A 16,530-nucleotide genomic window follows, 5' to 3' on the forward strand; every position below is an offset into this window, starting at 1 on the left:
GCTCACAAGAACAATAATGCCGCCTGAGACAGCCCTTATGACTGCACTCTGCACAGCCTTGCCCGAACAGCTCAGCCTGTTGCTGGTGGATGACCACCGGATCTTTCTCGACGGCCTCAGCCTGGCCCTCGCCCCGCTTTGCCCCAACCTGATAATCCACACCGCAGAAACCGCCGCGGCCGCCGAAGCCTGCCTGCAAGCCGGTGATGTCGACCTGATTCTGCTCGACCTGCGCCTGCCCGATGTGCCGGGCTTGGAGTTGCTGCAACGCTGGCAACAGCAAGGTCGCATGACCCCGGTGGCGATCCTCAGCGCCAGCGATTCCAATCTGGACGCCCAGGCCGCACTGGCAGCCGGCGCGCTGGGTTTTATCCCGAAAAGTGCCAATAGCGATGAACTGCGCCAGGCGGTGACCCGCGTATTGTTGGGGGAAACCCTGCCCGCGCCGCAGGCTGGCGACAAACCACAACTCACCCCGCGGCAGATGGAAATCCTCCAGCTGCTGGCCGAAGGCCTGCCGAACAAGTCGATCAGCCGTCAGCTCGGGGTCTCCGAAGACACGGTGAAAACTCACCTGAAATCACTGTTTCAGGAGTTCGCCGTCCACACTAGAACGGCCTGCGTCAGTGCGGCGCGGCAACGGGGTTGGCTCTAGCCTCCGCCGGCAACAGCACCGCCAGGGCCTGACGCAGACGGGCCGGCAGCAGCGGCTTACCAAGCAAGGTGACATGCGCGCGGGTGCAGCGCTCCTGGATATCGGCGCTGATATCGGCGGTCACCAGCAGTGCCGGCAACATCCGTCCGGCCTCTTCACGCAGGCGCTCGAGGGCGCGCAAACCATCCTCGGTGGCCGCCAGGCGGTAATCACTGATCAGCACCTGCGGCTGCGCCTCGGCCAGGCACTGCAAGGCCGCCGGCAGATCGGCGCACGCCCAGACCTCGCAACCCCAGCGTTGCAGCAAACCGGACAACGCTTCACGGCCGGCCGCATCGTCTTCTAGCAACAAGACCCGCCCACTCAATGCCGTGGCAACCGCCGCGGGCGCTTGCCATTCGCCGGCCTCGGCCAGCGGCAGTTGCAGGATAAAGCGCGCACCGGCCCCTGGGCTGGAATCCAATCGCAGCGGATGCCCGAGCAGCTGCGCCAGCTGCTGGACGATGGCCAGACCCAAGCCCAAACCGCGTTCGGCATTGCGCCCAGGGTTATCCAGCTGGCGGAATTCCTCGAACACCTGCGCCTGCTCGGTCTCGCTCAGGCCCTGGCCGTCATCGCCGACCTCCAGGCGCACGCCATCCGACTCAACGTGGGCGTGCAACCACACGCGCTGCGCCTGGGCATGGCGCAGCGCATTACTCAGCAGATTGCGCAGCACGCGCTCCAGCAACAGTGGATCGCTGCGCACCCAGAGCTCGGCGCATTGCAGTTGCAGCTCAACGCCCTGGGCCTCGGCCTCGCTGCGGGTCTCGCCGGTCAGGCGCGCCAATAACGGGCGCAAGGCAAATACCTGCGGCTTGGCCTGCACCCCGCCAGGCAGGGTCAAGCGGGTGTAGTCAAACAGCGATTGCAACAAGCGGCTGAGCTGCTCGACCGCCACCGCCAGGCGGCTGCTGATGCGGTGTACGCCAGGGTCTTGGTTCTGCTCCAACAGGTGCTGGGCGTACAGGCCCATGGCATTCAACGGCTGGCGCAGGTCATGGCTGGCGGCGGCGAGCAGGCGCAGCTTGCGCGCGTCATCGGCTTCGGCGCGCAGGCGGGCCAGGTCGAGCAAGCGCAGGTTGAGCCAGGCCCCGCGCTGGCCATGCTCTTGCAGGTAGGCCCCGACACTGCCGATCAGGTTGGCGCAGCACAGGAACAGGCTCTGGTAGCCCAGCGCCACGCTGCCGCCACTGAGCCAAAGGCCGAGCAGCAGAAACAGCCCACACACGCCCCAGGACGCCAGGCTAACCGCGCGAAACGACACCCCCAGCAGCACATAGCCAAACAGCAGCACCAGAAACAGCCCGTCGTAGGGCATGGCCACGCCCTGGCTCCAGCACAGGTGAATGATCACCGTCACGCAAACGCCGTTGAGGGCATAGGCGGCCACATAGGCCAGCAGGCTCAGACGCGCCGGACTCTGGGGGCGGCGACAATAGAAGAAGGCCAGCAGTGCGCCGAGTATTCCCAGCACGCGCAACGGCAGCGAGATCAGGCTGACAGGCAACGGCAGCACCCACAGATCCAGCGCGCAATAGACCAGCTGAAAGAGCACCGCGGTGCTGATGATCAGCAGCAGACGACGGCGAATGCGCTGCACTCGGTGCTCGACAAACCCGCTCTCCAGGCCAGCGCTGAAACGCAGGCTGCGGTAACCGCGGCGCTGTTGCAGCAACAGCAGCGCCTCCTGCTGTTCGAGGCTCATGGCCGCCCCTGCCACTGGGGTCTGGCACTACAACTCGGGGGACTGGCTGTCCTGCTGCTTGGCGGCAATGGCGTCATAGGTCTCCACCCGGTGGCGATCTTCGGCATTGAATAAACGCTGACGCAAACGCTGCTGCTCGGCCAGCCGATCCGCAGGGCTCAAACCATTACCCTGCAAGCTGGCGAGTTCCTGTTGATAGGCGGCATAGCGCTGTTGCCAGGCCCGTTCGCTGCGATGCTCACTAAGCAGGCGCTCGACCGTGGGCGGATCATAGGTCAAGGCAAGGAACTGGCGCACCTGCTCCTCGCTGGCCCCCTCCTGCCACAGCTTCGCGCTCTGCACCTGCTGGGTCTGCGCCTGGGCTTGGCGTTCTTCGCTGGCGCGCATGGCCTCGGGCAGTTGCGCGCGCAAACGCTCCTGGGCCAGGGCTTTGTCCTGCTCGCTCAAGTCCGTACGGGCCATCAACGTCAGGTTATCCAAGGTGTAACGGCCGTAGGCCTCTTCTGCACCGAACAAGGCTTCGCTTGCCGCACTGGAAAAGTGCGTGCGACGCAGCTGAGCCAACTGCTCGAAGGCCCGCTGCAAGGCGGCCAGTTGCCCATCCGGCGTACTTTGCTGAGCACTGCTCAAGGGTTGCTGCAGCAGCGCCATGCTGGCGCGCTTGTAATCCATATAGTCGCCGAGCAGGCCGATAAACTGGCCCAGTGCCGGCTCCTGCAAGCGCCCACCGGCATCGGCCAGCATGGCCGCCACTGCGGCATCCAGCCCGGATTGATCGGCCGCGCTGAGGAAGTAATCGAGGTAATCACGTAATCCCAGGCTCAGTTGCAAGTTGCCGGCATGGTCGACTTTCAGCTCGCCATCCACTTCCGTGCCCTGCAAAACGGGCAGTTGCGCAGGTGCGCGAGTAGATGCTGGGCCTGGTTTTACTGCTGGCAGCAGCGAGCTCGGCGCAACGGCGAGCGGGGCCGTAGCGGCAACCACAGTAGGCACGACGGCTACAGCAGCGGCTGGCCACTGCCAATAAAGCGTAAGGCCGGCAACGCTGCCGACCAGTAACAGAACAGGAACAGTTGAACGCAATGACAGGCCCATATGACCTCCAGAATGCGGGCTGCATGGCGCAGCCCGCTGGTGCAACGGTCAGACGCCTTTGTTTTTCAGGCGGTTGGCATGCTGGCGGTACAGCGACACCGGCTCGGTCCAGCCACGAATGCCGAACAGGTGGTTGATCGCATCGACGTGGTTCATGTTGTAGTTATCGCCGATGACCTGCCCCAGATAGGTCGAGCAGACGCCGACCAGGCCATCGTTCTTCTCGCTGCCAAACGCCAGGCCGGTGATCGCCAGGAACGGGTCGACCGCATCCAGCACGTTGGTGTAGGCCGCGTTACCGGTCCAGGAGAAGTAGCGAATGTTGTGGCCACGCACGTTATGCACTTCGGTGGACTTGGCGCAGTAGCTGCTGCTGTTGACGCCCCACGGATGGCGACCGTTCAGCGCGGTGGTACCGGCGGTGGTCAGGGTCTTCAGCGCATCGATACCGCTCTGCGGGTTGCTGCTGCCGGACAGCAGGTTGATCACCGCACCCAGTGCATTGGCCAGGCCATTGGCACCGCCTTCGATGGCGCTGTTGGGCGGGATCACCCCACGCAGCACATCCGCCACTTTCGAGCCTTTGTTGACGCCGTTGATCGAGGTCACCGAGGCCACCAGATCAGGGCGAAGCGAGGCCGCGACCCGCGAGGTCGGCGAACCCTGGCTGTGGCCGATCAGGTTGACCTTGCCGCCATTGGCACCGGCCCACGGCACGATCTGCTGGGCCAGAGAGGCACCACGCTGCTCGCTGTCATTGAGTGCCGAAACGCTGGCGACATAGACCTTGGCCCCATCGCGCTCGAGGTTCCAGGGAATGGTGTGGAAGTAGTTGATCAGACCGCCGATGGTGTCGAAGCCGGTCACGCCGTGTACCAGCACGATCGGGTATTTGGTCTGGGTGTAGTTGGCCTGGGCCTCAACCGCGCCGATCAGGGCTGCGGCAGCTAGAGCAGTGGAAATAACGCGACGCATGGGTGCCTCCTTATTTTTCTTGTTGGCACGCCGGGAGACTGCGTCCGGCGTGCGCACATAGTAAGGAGGTGGTACAGCACGGCCCATCGCCCAGATGGGTGAGGCCAATGCCTACTGCATTTGCGAAGCGATGGCCTGCTCGATGGCGGCAATCAGCTTGGGATCATCGGGCATGGTGCTGCTGGGAAAACTGGCCAGCACCTTGCCCTGGGCGTCGACCACATATTTGAAGAAGTTCCAGCGCGGTGGCTGGCTTTGCGCCGCCAGCGCCTTGAACAACGGGATGGCCTGCGCACCGCTGACGGCCTGGGTTTCGCTCATGGGGAAGGTCACCCCGTAGTTGACGTAGCAGACCTTGGCGGTCTCTTCGCTGCTGTCGGCCTCCTGGCGAAAATCATCGGAGGGCACGCCAAGCACCTGCAGGCCCTGCGCCTGGTAACGCTGGTAGAGCGCCTCAAGGCCTTTGAACTGCGGGGTGAAGCCACAGAAGCTGGCGGTATTGATCACCAGCAGAGGCTTGCCGGCGAACTGCGCGCACAGGTCGATACGCTCCTCGCTACGCAGCTTCTGTACCTCGCCCTGTAACAAGGCCGGGCATTCCGCCGCCTGGGTCGGGCTCACCCAAGCGCTTAACAGGACGACAACCAGCAGGGAAAAACGCCACATACGCATCACCTTGATGAAATCAGCAAACGCCCAAACCCAGCTGCAAAAACGCCATCCCACTTTGCAGCCAGCCCCACCAGGCCAGCCCCAGGGCCAACATACCGCCCATTACCAGCGCAGTGCTCCAGCCATAGTCAGTATTCATGCATTCACCTCCTGTTGTTGCAAGCGTGCCACGGGCAGCTCGCGCACCGGCCAGTTCAGCGCCGCGGCCAGCAGGCTGAGTAGTACGGCAATCTGCCAGACCAGATCATAACTGCCGGTATGGTCATACAGATAGCCGCCCATCCAGCCGCCGAGAAAAGCCCCCAGCTGATGGAACAGAAACACAATGCCACCCAACATCGACAGGTTGCGCACGCCGAACAGGGTCGCCACCGTGCCATTGGTCAGCGGCACCGTCGACAACCACAACAGGCCCATGGCCACGCCGAAGGCATAGGCGCTCCACACCGTCAGCGGCGTCATAAGAAACGCCACAATCACCACCGCACGCGCCAGATACAAAGCGCTGAGCAGACGCGGTTTAGACATCCGCCCACCCAGCCAGCCAGCGATATAGGTGCCAAAGATATTGAACAGGCCTACCAGCGCCAGCACCGTGGTGCCGACCAGGGCGGGCAGATGCTGATCGACCAGGTAGGCCGGCAAATGCACGCCGATAAACACCACCTGAAAGCCGCAAACAAAAAAGCCCAATGCCAACAGCCAGAAACCGGAATGACTGCAAGCCTCGCGCAGCGCTTCACCGAGGGTCTGCTCCTGGCCGGTAAGCCGCAGAGGCGTGTCCTTGAGCATTGCCGCCAACGGTATGATCAGCGCCACCAGCAGGCCCAGGGCCATCAGCGCCACAGACCAACCGAGCCAGCTAAGCAGGCCCAGGGTGCCGGGGAGCATAACGAACTGGCCAAAGGACCCCGCCGCCGCCGCGATACCCATGGCCATGCTGCGTTTTTCCATCGGCACAGCGCGGCCCACTGCACCGAGAATCACCGAGAACGAGGTGCCGGACAAACCAATACCGATCAGCAGCCCGGCGCTCAGCGACAGACTCATCGGCGAATCGGCCAGGCCCATGCAGCCGAGGCCAATGGCATACAGAATGCCGCCAACAATCACCGTACGTTTGGCGCCAAAACGATCAGCCAGCGCGCCGGTAAAGGGCTGAGTCAGACCCCAGATCAGATTCTGCAAGGCAATGGCGAAGGCGAACACCTCACGCCCCCAGCCGAACTCGGCGCTCATCGGCGGCAGGAACAGGCCAAAACCATGGCGAATGCCCAGCGACAGCGCCAGGACCAGCGATGCGCCCAGCAATAACCAACCACTGGTGCGCCATAACGAAGTCATAGGTTGTCCTTTACGGGTAACGACCCGCTTATCGAGAAATCGGCAATATGGCGCAGGTATATACCGCTACCCGCTCAGGTAACAGCTACAGCTGTTCGGCAATGCAGTGCTACAGATTGCACCCTGAGTTGGTCATGCCGACAAGCCGACCATCGGCTAACAGCCTGCTATTCGAATAACAGCGGCGGCGCACTGGCGCGTTGCGCGAAGTACTGCAGCAATTGCTCACGGTAATGGGCGAACACCTCGGGCGGTAACCAGCGCTGGTACAGCGCCAAGTAGCTTGCCGGTGCCGCCGCCACTTCGCGCACGGCCTGGTCGAGGCGCTTGGCCATGCGCGCCCCCCACTCGTTGCGCGAACAATAAATGCCCACGCTCACCAACTGCGAACTCTCGCGCAATGGCACGCTGACCAGCGCATCACTCAAGCTGAAATGACGACTGACCTCGGTGTAGATGACTGGGTAATCGAAGACGTAATCCAAGCGTCGATGGCTGACCATCAGCAGCAGGTTCTCCCCCGCCAGGCTGCCGCCGAGCTGGGCAATACGGCCCTCGGCATGCGCTTGCAGCAACTGCTCGCGGATATCCGGCGGATACACCCGATTCGTGGCCACAGCTCCGCGCAGATAGGGATTATCGAGCAACCAGCCAAGGCTGACCTGACCGTCTTCGATCTGCAGTTGCTCGCGCGTCTGTGCGCGCACCAGCACATGCATCGGCGTAGACACCAAATACGGCACAAAATAGCCCACCCGGTCGCGTTCGGGGCTTTGCAGCTGGCCACTGCTGCACATCTCATCCTGCTCGCCCATACGCTGTTCGACGCGCGCCATGGGTAATACTTCATAACGCATCTGCAGCTCGGGCAAGCGCGCAGCCAGTAGCTGAATCGCCTCGAACAGCACCCCGCCAACCACCTGCCCCTCGTGCACATTGACGGCTCCGGAGAGCGGCACAACACCCCACACCAGCTCCTCGGCCTGCAATGCGCCGGCACAGGGCAAGGCCCCGAGCAACGTCGCCAACAGCGTCGAGTAAAACGACCTGCGCACCATATACATCCCTGCTACGTCTTGCTGTCCTTACACGCTAGCAGGCCAGAGCCACCAGCACCGCGCACTCGGCTATTTCCAGCAGCCCCCCGGCGGTATCGCCGGTGGTGCCACCCAGGCGTTTGAGCATCAAGCTGCGCAGCCAGATAAACACGCCCCCGGCTACCAGCAAGGCCAGCAGCGCCGGCCAGCCCAGCAGCAACATGGCCAGCGCATTGGCACCCAGCACCCAGGGCAGCTGCCGGCGCGGCAGGTGCTCGGCCAGGGCCTGACCGAGGCCGCCGGCCCGCACATAGGGCGTGGTCAGAAACAGCAGCGGCAACAGACAACGCGCCAGCCAGGGCACCAGCAACAACAGCAACCCGGAGCCGCTCTCCAGCAAGGCAACCAGCGCGGCAAACTTGAGCAACAGCAGCAACACCAGCACCACCACTGCGATCGGCCCGCTGCGCGGGTCTTTCATGATTTCCAGGGTGCGTGCGCGGTCGCCGAAACCGCCGACCCAGGCGTCGGCGCTATCGGCCAGGCCGTCCAGGTGCAAGCCGCCACTGACGCCAACCCAGACCGCCAACAACAACGCCGCCTGCAACAGCACCGCGCTATCGCCCAGCAGTTGCTGCGCAGCGAGCAGCAGCAGCAGGCCGATCAGCAAGCCCACCAACGGGTACCACAATAGCGAGCGGCCAACCTGCTGCGGCGCTGGCATACCAGCCAGGCGGACCGGTAAGCGCGTCAGAAACTGCAGCGCGATCCACCAGGCGGTCATACCTGCTCCCAGAGCTGGCCCTGCTCATCCAGGCCGAGCTGAAAACGCTGGGCATGCGCGACCTGCACCTGCAGCAGATCGTTACGCGGCAAGCCACGCGCCCGTGCCAGCAGCAGGCGGATCACCCCACCATGGGTCACCAGCAGCAAGCGCTCGCCGGCATGCAGCGCCTGCAAACGCTGCACAGCGCCCAGCACCCGCGCCTCGAACGCCAGCAGCGGCTCGCCTTCGGGTGGGGTAAAGCCGTAGGGATCGCTCCAGAAGCGCCCGAGGTCTTCGGCGCTGGTCTGCATCAATTCAGCCGTATTGCAGCCTTCCCAGGCCCCGAAATGCAGTTCCTGCAGATCCGGCTCCAGGCTAAGCGGCAGGTCATGCTGCGCCGCCAGCTCTTCGGCAAAGCGCGCACAACGCTGCAGGGGCGAACTGACCACGCGATCCCAGCGGCTACCGTCGGCGACTGCCGCACGCAGCTGCGCCCAGCCGGTGGCGGTCAGGGCATCGTCGAGGCTGCCGCGCAGGCCACCACCCAGTTCGGTTTCGCCGTGGCGCAACAACTCCAGATGCAGCCTCACGCCGGGCGCTCCGCCACCGCTGCCTCGGCAAAGGTGGCCATCTGGTTGTGCAGGCTGCAGGCCAGTTGCAGCAGCGGCACCGCCAAGGCCGCGCCACTGCCCTCGCCCAGGCGCAGGCCAAGGTCGAGCAGCGGCTCGGCTTGCAGCACCTTGAGCACGCGCCGATGGCCCGGCTCAGCACCGCAGTGGGCGAATAGCAGCCACTCGGCGCAATCCGGGTTCAGACGGACCGCCAGCAGCGCCGCAACGCTGCAGATAAAACCGTCCACCAGCGCAGTAATGCCCTGCTGCGCACAGGCCAGGTAGGCCCCGGTCAACGCGGCAATCTCGAAGCCGCCGAGGCGTTGCAAGGTGTCGATGGGCTCGCTGATCGCAGGGCGATGCAGCTCCAGGGCAGCCTCGATCACCTTGGATTTATGCGCCACGCCGACGCTGTCCAGACCGGTGCCGGGGCCGACCAGTTCCTGTGCTGGGCACTCCAGCAGCCAGCAGGCCAGGGCCGTGGCGGCGGTGGTGTTGCCGATGCCCATTTCGCCGCCGATAAACAGCTGGCTGCCAGCCTCACGGGCGCGCTGCACGCTGGCCTGGCCGGCCTCCAGGGCGATATACAGCTGCGCCGTGGTCATCGCCGGGCCCTGCAGGAAGTTCTGCGTGCCGGCCCCTACATGCAGATGACGCACGCCGCGCAGCGGCTCCAGCGGCACGGCGGTGCCCAGGTCGATCACCTCAAGCGTCGCGCCCAGCTGTTTGGCCAACACACTGATCGCCGCGCCGCCGCTGACGAAATTGCGCAGCATCTGCCCGGTGACGGCCTGGGGAAACGCCGATACACCTTCGGCGACCACGCCATGGTCGCCGGCGAAAATACTGATCCACAGCTGCTCGATGCTTGGACGCTGGCTGCCCTGCATGGCCGCCAGGCGAATCGCCAGTTGCTCCAACTGGCCCAGCGAGCCTGCCGGTTTGGTCAGTTCGAGCTGACGCGCCTGGGCCTTGTTGCGCGCCACCAGGTCCAGCGGCTGACAGCCCTGTTGCCACCATTGCAGACTCATAACGCCTCTCCTTTGAGCACCATCGGCAGACCCGCCACGGTAAACACCACGCGATTACAGCGCTCGGCCAGGGCCTGATGCAGCCACCCCGCCTCGTCGACATAACGGCGGGTCAGCTCGCCCAGCGGCACCACGCCCAAGCCGGTTTCATTGCTGACCAGAATAATCCGCCCCGGCAGGTCGCTCACACAGTCCAGCAGCGCATCACGCTCGGCGCTTAGGCGCGCCGGGTTATCCAGCATTAACAGATTGGTCAGCCACAGGGTCAGGCAATCGACCAGCAGGCACTTATCCGCGGCGGCCTGCTCACGCAGCACCCGAGCCAGAACGAGCGGTTCCTCCACCAGCCGCCAATGCGCCGGACGACGCTCGCGGTGATGCTGAATACGCGTATTCATCTCACCATCCAGAGGCTGGCTGGTGGCGATATAAGTCACCGCCAGGCCGGACTCGGCCGCCAGCCGCTCGGCCAGACGGCTCTTGCCGGAACGGGCACCGCCGAGAATCAGTTCATGCATATCGATAACCTTCTCATTGCAACGGGTGACGAAGGATTACTGTGGGAGGGGCTTTAGCCGCGACACTTCTGGGTCAGCCATTTCGCGGCTAAAGCCCCTCCCACAAAAGCGCGTCACAGGCCACATAGCATCCGCAATTTCGCGGTATCCAGATGCGCCTCGACCAGATCGGCCAGACGCTCGATATCGCGCTCACGCAGGGCGTGGTAATCCACCTGCTGCACCTCGCGCAGGCCAGCCCAGCGCAGCAAGGCGCTACAGGCTGCGCTGCTTTCAAACAGACCATGCAGATAGGTGCCGAGCACCTGGCCATCGGCGCTCAGACCACCATCGGCGCGGCCATCGTCCAGTCGCACAGCCGCGTTCAAGCCCTCGCCTGTGCTGACGCCAGCATGAATCTCATAACCGCTAACTGGCGCATCCTCCAGACACAGCCGGCCGCACACATTGCGCAGCTGTTTCTCCGGTTCCAGCACGGTAGTGAAATCCAGCAGCCCCAGCCCTGGGCTAGAACCCGCCGCACCTTCCAGGCCATGTGGGTCGTCGATCTGCGTGCCGAGCATCTGCAAGCCACCGCAGATACCCAGCAGCTTGCCGCCATAACGCAGGTGCTTGGCGATGGCCGCCGGCCAGCCCTGCTGACGCAGAAAAGCCAGATCGGCGCGTACGCTTTTCGAACCGGGCAGGATAATCAGGTCGGCGGCTGGGATCGCCTGACCAGGACCGACAAAGGTCAGTTCGACCTGAGGATGCAGGCGCAGTGGATCGAAATCGGTGTGGTTGCTGATGCGTGGCAACACCGGCACCACCACCTTGATCCGCTCGGCGACCTTGGCGCTCTGGCGAATATCGATGGCGTCCTCGGCTTCCAGGTGGAAATCCATCAGGTAGGGCAATACGCCGAGCACCGGTTTGCCGGTGCGCTGCTCCAGCCAGTCCAGACCCGGCTGCAACAGGGCGATATCGCCGCGAAAGCGGTTGATCACAAAGCCCTGCACCCGCGCCTGCTCGCTCTCGGAGAGCAACGCCAGGGTGCCGACCAGATGGGCAAATACGCCGCCCTTGTCGATATCGGCAATCAGGATCACCGGGCAGTCCACCGCTTCGGCAAAGCCCATATTGGCAATATCACCGGCACGCAGGTTGATCTCAGCCGGCGAACCCGCACCCTCCACCATCACCACCGGGTAGGCGGCGCTCAGGCGCTGGTGCGATTGCAGCACCGCCTGCAGCGCCACCTTCTTGTAATCGTGATAGGCCACAGCATCCATGCAGCTAAGGGCACGGCCGTGAATAATCACCTGGGCACCGGTGTCGCTATTGGGCTTGAGCAACACCGGGTTCATATCGGTGTGCGGAGCCAGCCCGGCGGCCTGAGCCTGAACCGCCTGGGCGCGACCGATTTCGCCGCCGTCGGCAGTCACCGCACTATTGAGCGCCATATTCTGCGGCTTAAACGGCACCACGCTGACGCCCTGGCGCTTAAGCCAGCGGCATAGCGCGGTTACCAGCGTACTTTTTCCTGCATCCGAGGTGGTGCCTTGGACCATCAATGTACTCATTGCGACTCCTTGGCAAAGGCTGCGAGGGCCTGCTGCAAACGCTGCCAATCGGCTTCATCCGCCGGAAGCCCGAAACGCAGGCTTAGCGGGCTGACGAACAGCCGAGTGAGGATGCCTTGCGCGGCAAGAAACTCGTGCAGCTCGGCAGCAATAGGCGTGCAGCAGAACTGAAACAGAGCACAGCCACCGGCCGGTGCAAAACCTTGCGCACTGAGCAACGTAGCCAGCCGTTCGCCATCGGCCAACAGTCGTTCACGCTGCAAACGCTGGCCGACCTGATCCTGCAGCAGCGCAGTGGCCACTACCCGGCTTGGCCCGCTAATCGCCCAAGGACCAAGCAGCTCAGCCAATTGCTCCAGCACAGACAGCTGGGCCAAAACAAAGCCCAATCGAATGCCGGCCAGACCGAAGAATTTGCCGAACGAGCGCAGCACGATCAGCCCTGGCCGGTCGCTAAAAGCCGCCAAACTGAACTCAGGGGTGCAATCGATAAAGGCCTCATCCACCACCAGCCAGCTGCCACGTTCGGCCAGACGCGCGTGCCAGTCCAGCAGACGCTGGGGCTCGATACGTCGTCCGGTTGGGTTGTTTGGGTTGACCAGCAGCAGCACATCGAGGCGTTCAAGCGCCCGTTCGACGCCGCCTTCACTGAGTTCCAGCAGACGATGGCCTTCGCGCTGCCAGGCGGCGGCGTGCTCGGCGTAAGCCGGCGAAACGATGCCGACAGTGGCATTGCGCACCAAGCGCGGCAGCGCCTGGATCGCCGCCTGGGAGCCCGCCACCGGCAGCAGGTTGGCCACCCCGTAGTAATCGCGAGCGGCGATTTCCAGGCCGTCATCCTGCTCCGGCAGACGGTTCCAGGCCGCAGCCGGAATGGACGGCAGCGGCCAACCGTAAGGCGCGATGCCGGTGGACAGGTCCAGCCAATCCGCCAGGGCAATGCCATAACGCAGAGACGCCGCGCGCAAGCGCCCGCCGTGCTCAAGCATAAGAAGGTTCACGCATAAAAAGCCCCCCACAACAGCAGCAGCGCCAGCCACAGCAGCACACCGCCGTTGACCAGATTGAGCGCCCGTTCGATATCCCGCGCCTTGGGTTGCGGCCCCGCGCCCAGTTCCGGGCGCAGATGCAGCTCGCCGTGATATTCCGCCGCGCCGCCCAGGCTGACGCCCAGCGCCCCGGCACCGGCCGCCATTACCGGACCGGCATTCGGGCTGTCCCATAGCGGTGCCTGGGTACGCCAGCAACGCAGAGCCAGCATCGTGCGGCCAAGCAGCGCGTAGGTCAGTGCGACCAGCCGCGCCGGTAAGTAATTGAGTACATCGTCGATCTTCGCCGCGGCCCAGCCGAAGCGCTCGAAGCGCTCGTTACGATAGCCCCACATGGCGTCCAGGGTATTGCTCAGGCGATACAGCACCACGCCCGGCGCACCGGCAAGCACAAACCAGAACAGCGCGGCGAATACCGCGTCACTGCCGTTTTCCAGCACCGATTCGCTGCCCGCCCGAGCCACTCCGGCGGCGTCCAGCTGCGCGGTATTGCGGCTGACCATATAACCGACTCGCTCGCGCGCCAGGCGCAGGTCGCCCAGACGCAAAGCCTGGGCCACCGGCATGGCATGCTCGCCCAAGCTTTTCAGGCCCAGGGCGGCATACAGCGCGACAATCTCCACCGCCCAACCCAGCCCGCTGATCTGGCTCAGCAGCCAGGCCAGCAACGTCAGCGGCAATACCGCCAGACACCAGGCACTGACACCATGGCTACGCCAACCACCGCCCGCTGGGTTGAAGCGTTGCTCAAGACGCTCAGCCAACTGCCCGAACGCCACCAGCGGATGCCAGCCCTTGGACTCGCCAAACACGGCATCCAGGGCGACCCCGGCGCAGGTGCTAAGAACCAGGCTCATGGCATGCCCCAGTGGTTCTCGAACAGCAATTCGCTAAGCGGTCGAGGCTCGGCCCAGCCTTGCTGCGCCAGCATCGGCGCATCATAGAAGGCCGTGACCGGCCCCAGGCACAGCACCGCCAGTGGCTTGCTACCGACCGGCATACCGAGCAGATCCGCCAGGGCCTGGGGCTCGAACAGTGACACCCAGCCCATGCCCAATCCTTCGGCGCGGGCGGCCAGCCAGAGGTTCTGAATAGCACAGGCTAGGGACGCCAGGTCCATTTCCGGCAGGGTGCGGCGGCCGAACACATGGGCCTCGCGGCCCTCCATCAGGGCCACCACCAGCAGCTCGGCGCAGTCGCGGATGCCCTCGACCTTGAGCCGCATAAATTCATCGCTGCGCTCACCCAGGGCCTCGGCGGTGCGCACCCGCTCCTCCTCCACCAGGCCGTGAATCGCCTCGCGCAAGGCCGGGCGGGTGATGCGAATAAACCGCCAGGGCTGCATCAGGCCGACGCTGGGGGCCTGATGCGCGGCTTCGAGCAGGCGTGCGAGCAGTTCGGGGGCTACCTCACCACCGCTGAAATGGCGCATATCGCGGCGCTCGGCGATAGCGCGGTACACCGCCGCGCACTCCTCGGGGCTGAAGGCCTGCTCACTCATGCCGGCACTCCGGGGTGAAACAGCGCGGCGGCAGCCGCTGGATCGGACGGCAGATAGAAGTGGATATAGGAAGCCGTCATCCGCCCCTGGCGATAGACCGCCTCGGCGGTGCGCTTGTAGTTCGGGCATTCGCCGCAAGTCAGCGGCTGCAGTTCGCTGCTTAGCGCCGAGTAGTGGAAGCTGTGGCCGCGCAACAGCCCTTCCGGCAGTGCAGCCTGTTGCAGGGCCATGGCGGTCATGCGCGGTTGCAGGATCGCCTCGCCGTTTAACAGGCCGAGCATCTGCCCGCTCGCGCCCTGCTTGTCGGTCAATTTATCGAGCAGATAGAGCATGCCACCGCACTCGGCATGGATCGGCTTACCGGCTGCATGGTGCGCTCGAATGGCATCCGCCATCGGCTGGTTGGCCTCAAGCTGGGCCAGGTGCAGCTCCGGGTAACCACCGGGCAGATAGAGGCTATCGACCTCTGGCAGCTGGTTGTCGATTAATGGCGAGAAAAACCTAAGCTCCGCACCCAATTCGCGCAGCAGATCGAGATTGGCCTGATAAAGAAAGGCAAAGGCGCTGTCGCGCGCTACACCAATCCGCACACCCTTGAGCAGCGGCGCGGGCCTTGCCTGCTCGGGGGCGGCGAAGCTGACCGGCGCTGGCAAGCTGGTATCGGCGCTGGCGGCCAAGGCATCGGCAGCGGCATCCAGACGCGCATCCAGATCAGTCAGCTCACCCGCCTGCACCAGGCCCAGATGGCGACTCGGCAAGCCGACCTCGGCGCTGCGCGGCAACGCGCCGTACCAGCGGATCGAGGCCGGTAGCGCATCGCGCAGGATCTCGCCATGTCGCGTGCTGCCGACCCGGTTGCCGAGCACCCCGGAGAACGGCAAATCAGGCTGAAAGGTTGCCAGGCCATGGGCCATGGCACCGAAGGTCTGGGCCATGGCCGAGCCGTCGATCACCGCCAGCACCGGCACGCCGAAGTGCCGGGCCAGGTCGGCCGCCGACGGTGTGCCATCGAACAGGCCCATCACCCCCTCGATCAGAATCAGATCGGCCTCGCCCGCCGCGTCCCAGAGCAGGCGACGACTCTCGGCCTCGCCAACCATCCACAGGTCGAGCTGATACACCGGCGCGCCGCTGGCACGGGCGAGAATCATCGGGTCGAGAAAGTCCGGGCCGCACTTGAACACCCGCACGCGCTTGCCTTGGCGTGCATGCAAACGTGCCAAGGCGGCGGTCACCGTGGTCTTGCCCTGGCCGGAGGCCGGCGCGGCGATCAACAGTGCCGGGCATGAGCGAGCGCTGCTCAAAACTCGACTCCCTTCTGCGCCTTCACCCCGGCCTTGAAGGCGTGCTTGACCAGGCTCATCTCGGTGACGGTATCCGCCGCCTCGATCATCCCCGGCAGCGCGCCACGACCGGTGACCACCACATGCTGCAGCAGCGGCCGTGCTTCGATATCGGCGAGCACCGCATCGAGTTCCAGGTAGCCATGCTTGAGGGCAATATTCAGCTCATCCAGCACCACCAGGCCGATGGCCGGGTCATTCAGCAATTGCGTCGCCACCGCCCAGGCCTCGCGGGCCTTGTCGATATCGCGCTGGCGATCCTGGGTTTCCCAGGTAAAGCCCTCACCCATCACGTGGTAGCTGACTTCGTCGGGAAAGCGGCGGAAGAAGGTTTCTTCGCCGGTGCTGGCCGCGCCCTTGATAAATTGCACCACACCGACCTTGATGCCATGGCCCAAGGCGCGGGCGACCATGCCGAAGGCGCTGCTGCTCTTGCCCTTGCCATTGCCGCTGTGCACCAGCAGCAGGCCGTATTCGTCCTGGGCCTGGGCAATCTTCTCGTCGATCAGGGCTTTCTTGCGGGCCATGCGCGCCTTGTGCCGGGCGTCACGCTCAATCGATTCAGTCATCGCATTGCTCCACCGCCACAGGGCGATCTGGCTGGAAAAAGCATGCGGGGATAGA

At 64.4% G+C, this 16,530-nt stretch carries 18 protein-coding genes; 1 reads left to right on the plus strand and 17 read right to left on the minus strand.

What is annotated here, in order from left to right; translation table 11 throughout:
* The first annotated feature begins 37 nt into the window (after positions 1-37).
* Positions 38-655 carry a response regulator gene (locus WBK23_RS14860; RefSeq protein ID WP_424484703.1) on the plus strand — a complete coding sequence of 206 codons (618 nt, stop codon included), beginning with the start codon at positions 38-40 and terminating at the stop codon, positions 653-655.
* On the opposite strand, the gene WBK23_RS14865 is transcribed toward WBK23_RS14860, so the two are convergent.
* The 17 genes from WBK23_RS14865 to cobO form a co-directional block, all read right to left on the minus strand.
* A complete protein-coding gene (locus WBK23_RS14865; protein WP_424484704.1) occupies positions 624-2,402 on the minus strand; it encodes a hybrid sensor histidine kinase/response regulator in 1,779 nt (592 codons plus the stop codon). The two genes, WBK23_RS14860 and WBK23_RS14865, sit on opposite strands and share 32 nt — an antisense overlap.
* Before the next feature lie 27 nt (positions 2,403-2,429).
* Complete coding sequence (locus WBK23_RS14870; protein WP_424484705.1) at positions 2,430-3,269, minus strand: lipase secretion chaperone; 840 nt, start codon at positions 3,267-3,269, stop codon at positions 2,430-2,432.
* A gap of 276 nt (positions 3,270-3,545) precedes the next feature.
* A complete protein-coding gene (locus WBK23_RS14875) occupies positions 3,546-4,472 on the minus strand; it encodes an esterase/lipase family protein (RefSeq protein WP_424484706.1) in 927 nt (308 codons plus the stop codon).
* Positions 4,473-4,583: 111 nt separating this feature from the next.
* Positions 4,584-5,138, minus strand: a complete 555-nt coding sequence (locus tag WBK23_RS14880) for a glutathione peroxidase (RefSeq protein WP_424484707.1) — start codon at positions 5,136-5,138, stop codon at positions 4,584-4,586.
* Positions 5,139-5,157: 19 nt separating this feature from the next.
* Positions 5,158-5,283 carry a hypothetical protein gene (locus WBK23_RS14885; RefSeq protein WP_424484708.1) on the minus strand — a complete coding sequence of 42 codons (126 nt, stop codon included), beginning with the start codon at positions 5,281-5,283 and terminating at the stop codon, positions 5,158-5,160.
* The gene (locus WBK23_RS14890; RefSeq protein ID WP_424484709.1) at positions 5,280-6,488 is read right to left on the minus strand and encodes an MFS transporter; all 1,209 of its coding nucleotides are present in this window, start codon (positions 6,486-6,488) and stop codon (positions 5,280-5,282) included. Before WBK23_RS14890 ends, WBK23_RS14885 begins: the two co-directional genes overlap by 4 nt.
* A gap of 167 nt (positions 6,489-6,655) precedes the next feature.
* Complete coding sequence (locus tag WBK23_RS14895; RefSeq protein ID WP_424484710.1) at positions 6,656-7,543, minus strand: hypothetical protein; 888 nt, start codon at positions 7,541-7,543, stop codon at positions 6,656-6,658.
* Between the two features lie 37 nt (positions 7,544-7,580).
* Complete coding sequence (locus WBK23_RS14900) at positions 7,581-8,309, minus strand: adenosylcobinamide-GDP ribazoletransferase (RefSeq protein WP_424484711.1); 729 nt, start codon at positions 8,307-8,309, stop codon at positions 7,581-7,583.
* On the minus strand, positions 8,306-8,881 hold the full coding sequence (gene cobC, locus WBK23_RS14905) for an alpha-ribazole phosphatase family protein (protein ID WP_424484712.1): 576 nt from the start codon (positions 8,879-8,881) through the stop codon (positions 8,306-8,308). The genes WBK23_RS14900 and cobC overlap by 4 nt, the downstream gene beginning before the upstream one ends.
* Positions 8,878-9,933, minus strand: coding sequence for a nicotinate-nucleotide--dimethylbenzimidazole phosphoribosyltransferase (gene cobT, locus WBK23_RS14910; RefSeq protein ID WP_424484713.1), 1,056 nt, complete (start codon positions 9,931-9,933; stop codon positions 8,878-8,880). The genes cobC and cobT overlap by 4 nt, the downstream gene beginning before the upstream one ends.
* The gene (gene cobU / locus WBK23_RS14915) at positions 9,930-10,451 is read right to left on the minus strand and encodes a bifunctional adenosylcobinamide kinase/adenosylcobinamide-phosphate guanylyltransferase (RefSeq protein WP_424484714.1); all 522 of its coding nucleotides are present in this window, start codon (positions 10,449-10,451) and stop codon (positions 9,930-9,932) included. Before cobU ends, cobT begins: the two co-directional genes overlap by 4 nt.
* Before the next feature lie 113 nt (positions 10,452-10,564).
* The gene (locus tag WBK23_RS14920; protein WP_424484715.1) at positions 10,565-12,013 is read right to left on the minus strand and encodes a cobyric acid synthase; all 1,449 of its coding nucleotides are present in this window, start codon (positions 12,011-12,013) and stop codon (positions 10,565-10,567) included.
* Positions 12,010-13,002 carry a threonine-phosphate decarboxylase CobD gene (gene cobD, locus WBK23_RS14925; protein WP_424484781.1) on the minus strand — a complete coding sequence of 331 codons (993 nt, stop codon included), beginning with the start codon at positions 13,000-13,002 and terminating at the stop codon, positions 12,010-12,012. Before cobD ends, WBK23_RS14920 begins: the two co-directional genes overlap by 4 nt.
* 8 nt (positions 13,003-13,010) lie before the next feature.
* Positions 13,011-13,919, minus strand: coding sequence for an adenosylcobinamide-phosphate synthase CbiB (cbiB, locus tag WBK23_RS14930; protein WP_424484716.1), 909 nt, complete (start codon positions 13,917-13,919; stop codon positions 13,011-13,013).
* Positions 13,916-14,563, minus strand: coding sequence for a 5,6-dimethylbenzimidazole synthase (gene bluB / locus WBK23_RS14935; RefSeq protein WP_424484717.1), 648 nt, complete (start codon positions 14,561-14,563; stop codon positions 13,916-13,918). Before bluB ends, cbiB begins: the two co-directional genes overlap by 4 nt.
* Positions 14,560-15,867, minus strand: coding sequence for a cobyrinate a,c-diamide synthase (locus tag WBK23_RS14940; RefSeq protein ID WP_424484718.1), 1,308 nt, complete (start codon positions 15,865-15,867; stop codon positions 14,560-14,562). The genes bluB and WBK23_RS14940 overlap by 4 nt, the downstream gene beginning before the upstream one ends.
* Positions 15,864-16,475, minus strand: a complete 612-nt coding sequence (cobO, locus tag WBK23_RS14945) for a cob(I)yrinic acid a,c-diamide adenosyltransferase (RefSeq protein ID WP_424484719.1) — start codon at positions 16,473-16,475, stop codon at positions 15,864-15,866. Before cobO ends, WBK23_RS14940 begins: the two co-directional genes overlap by 4 nt.
* Positions 16,476-16,530: the final 55 nt, after the last annotated feature.

This window comes from Pseudomonas sp., assembly GCF_049653025.1.
In the GTDB taxonomy this organism is placed as follows: domain Bacteria; phylum Pseudomonadota; class Gammaproteobacteria; order Pseudomonadales; family Pseudomonadaceae; genus Aquipseudomonas.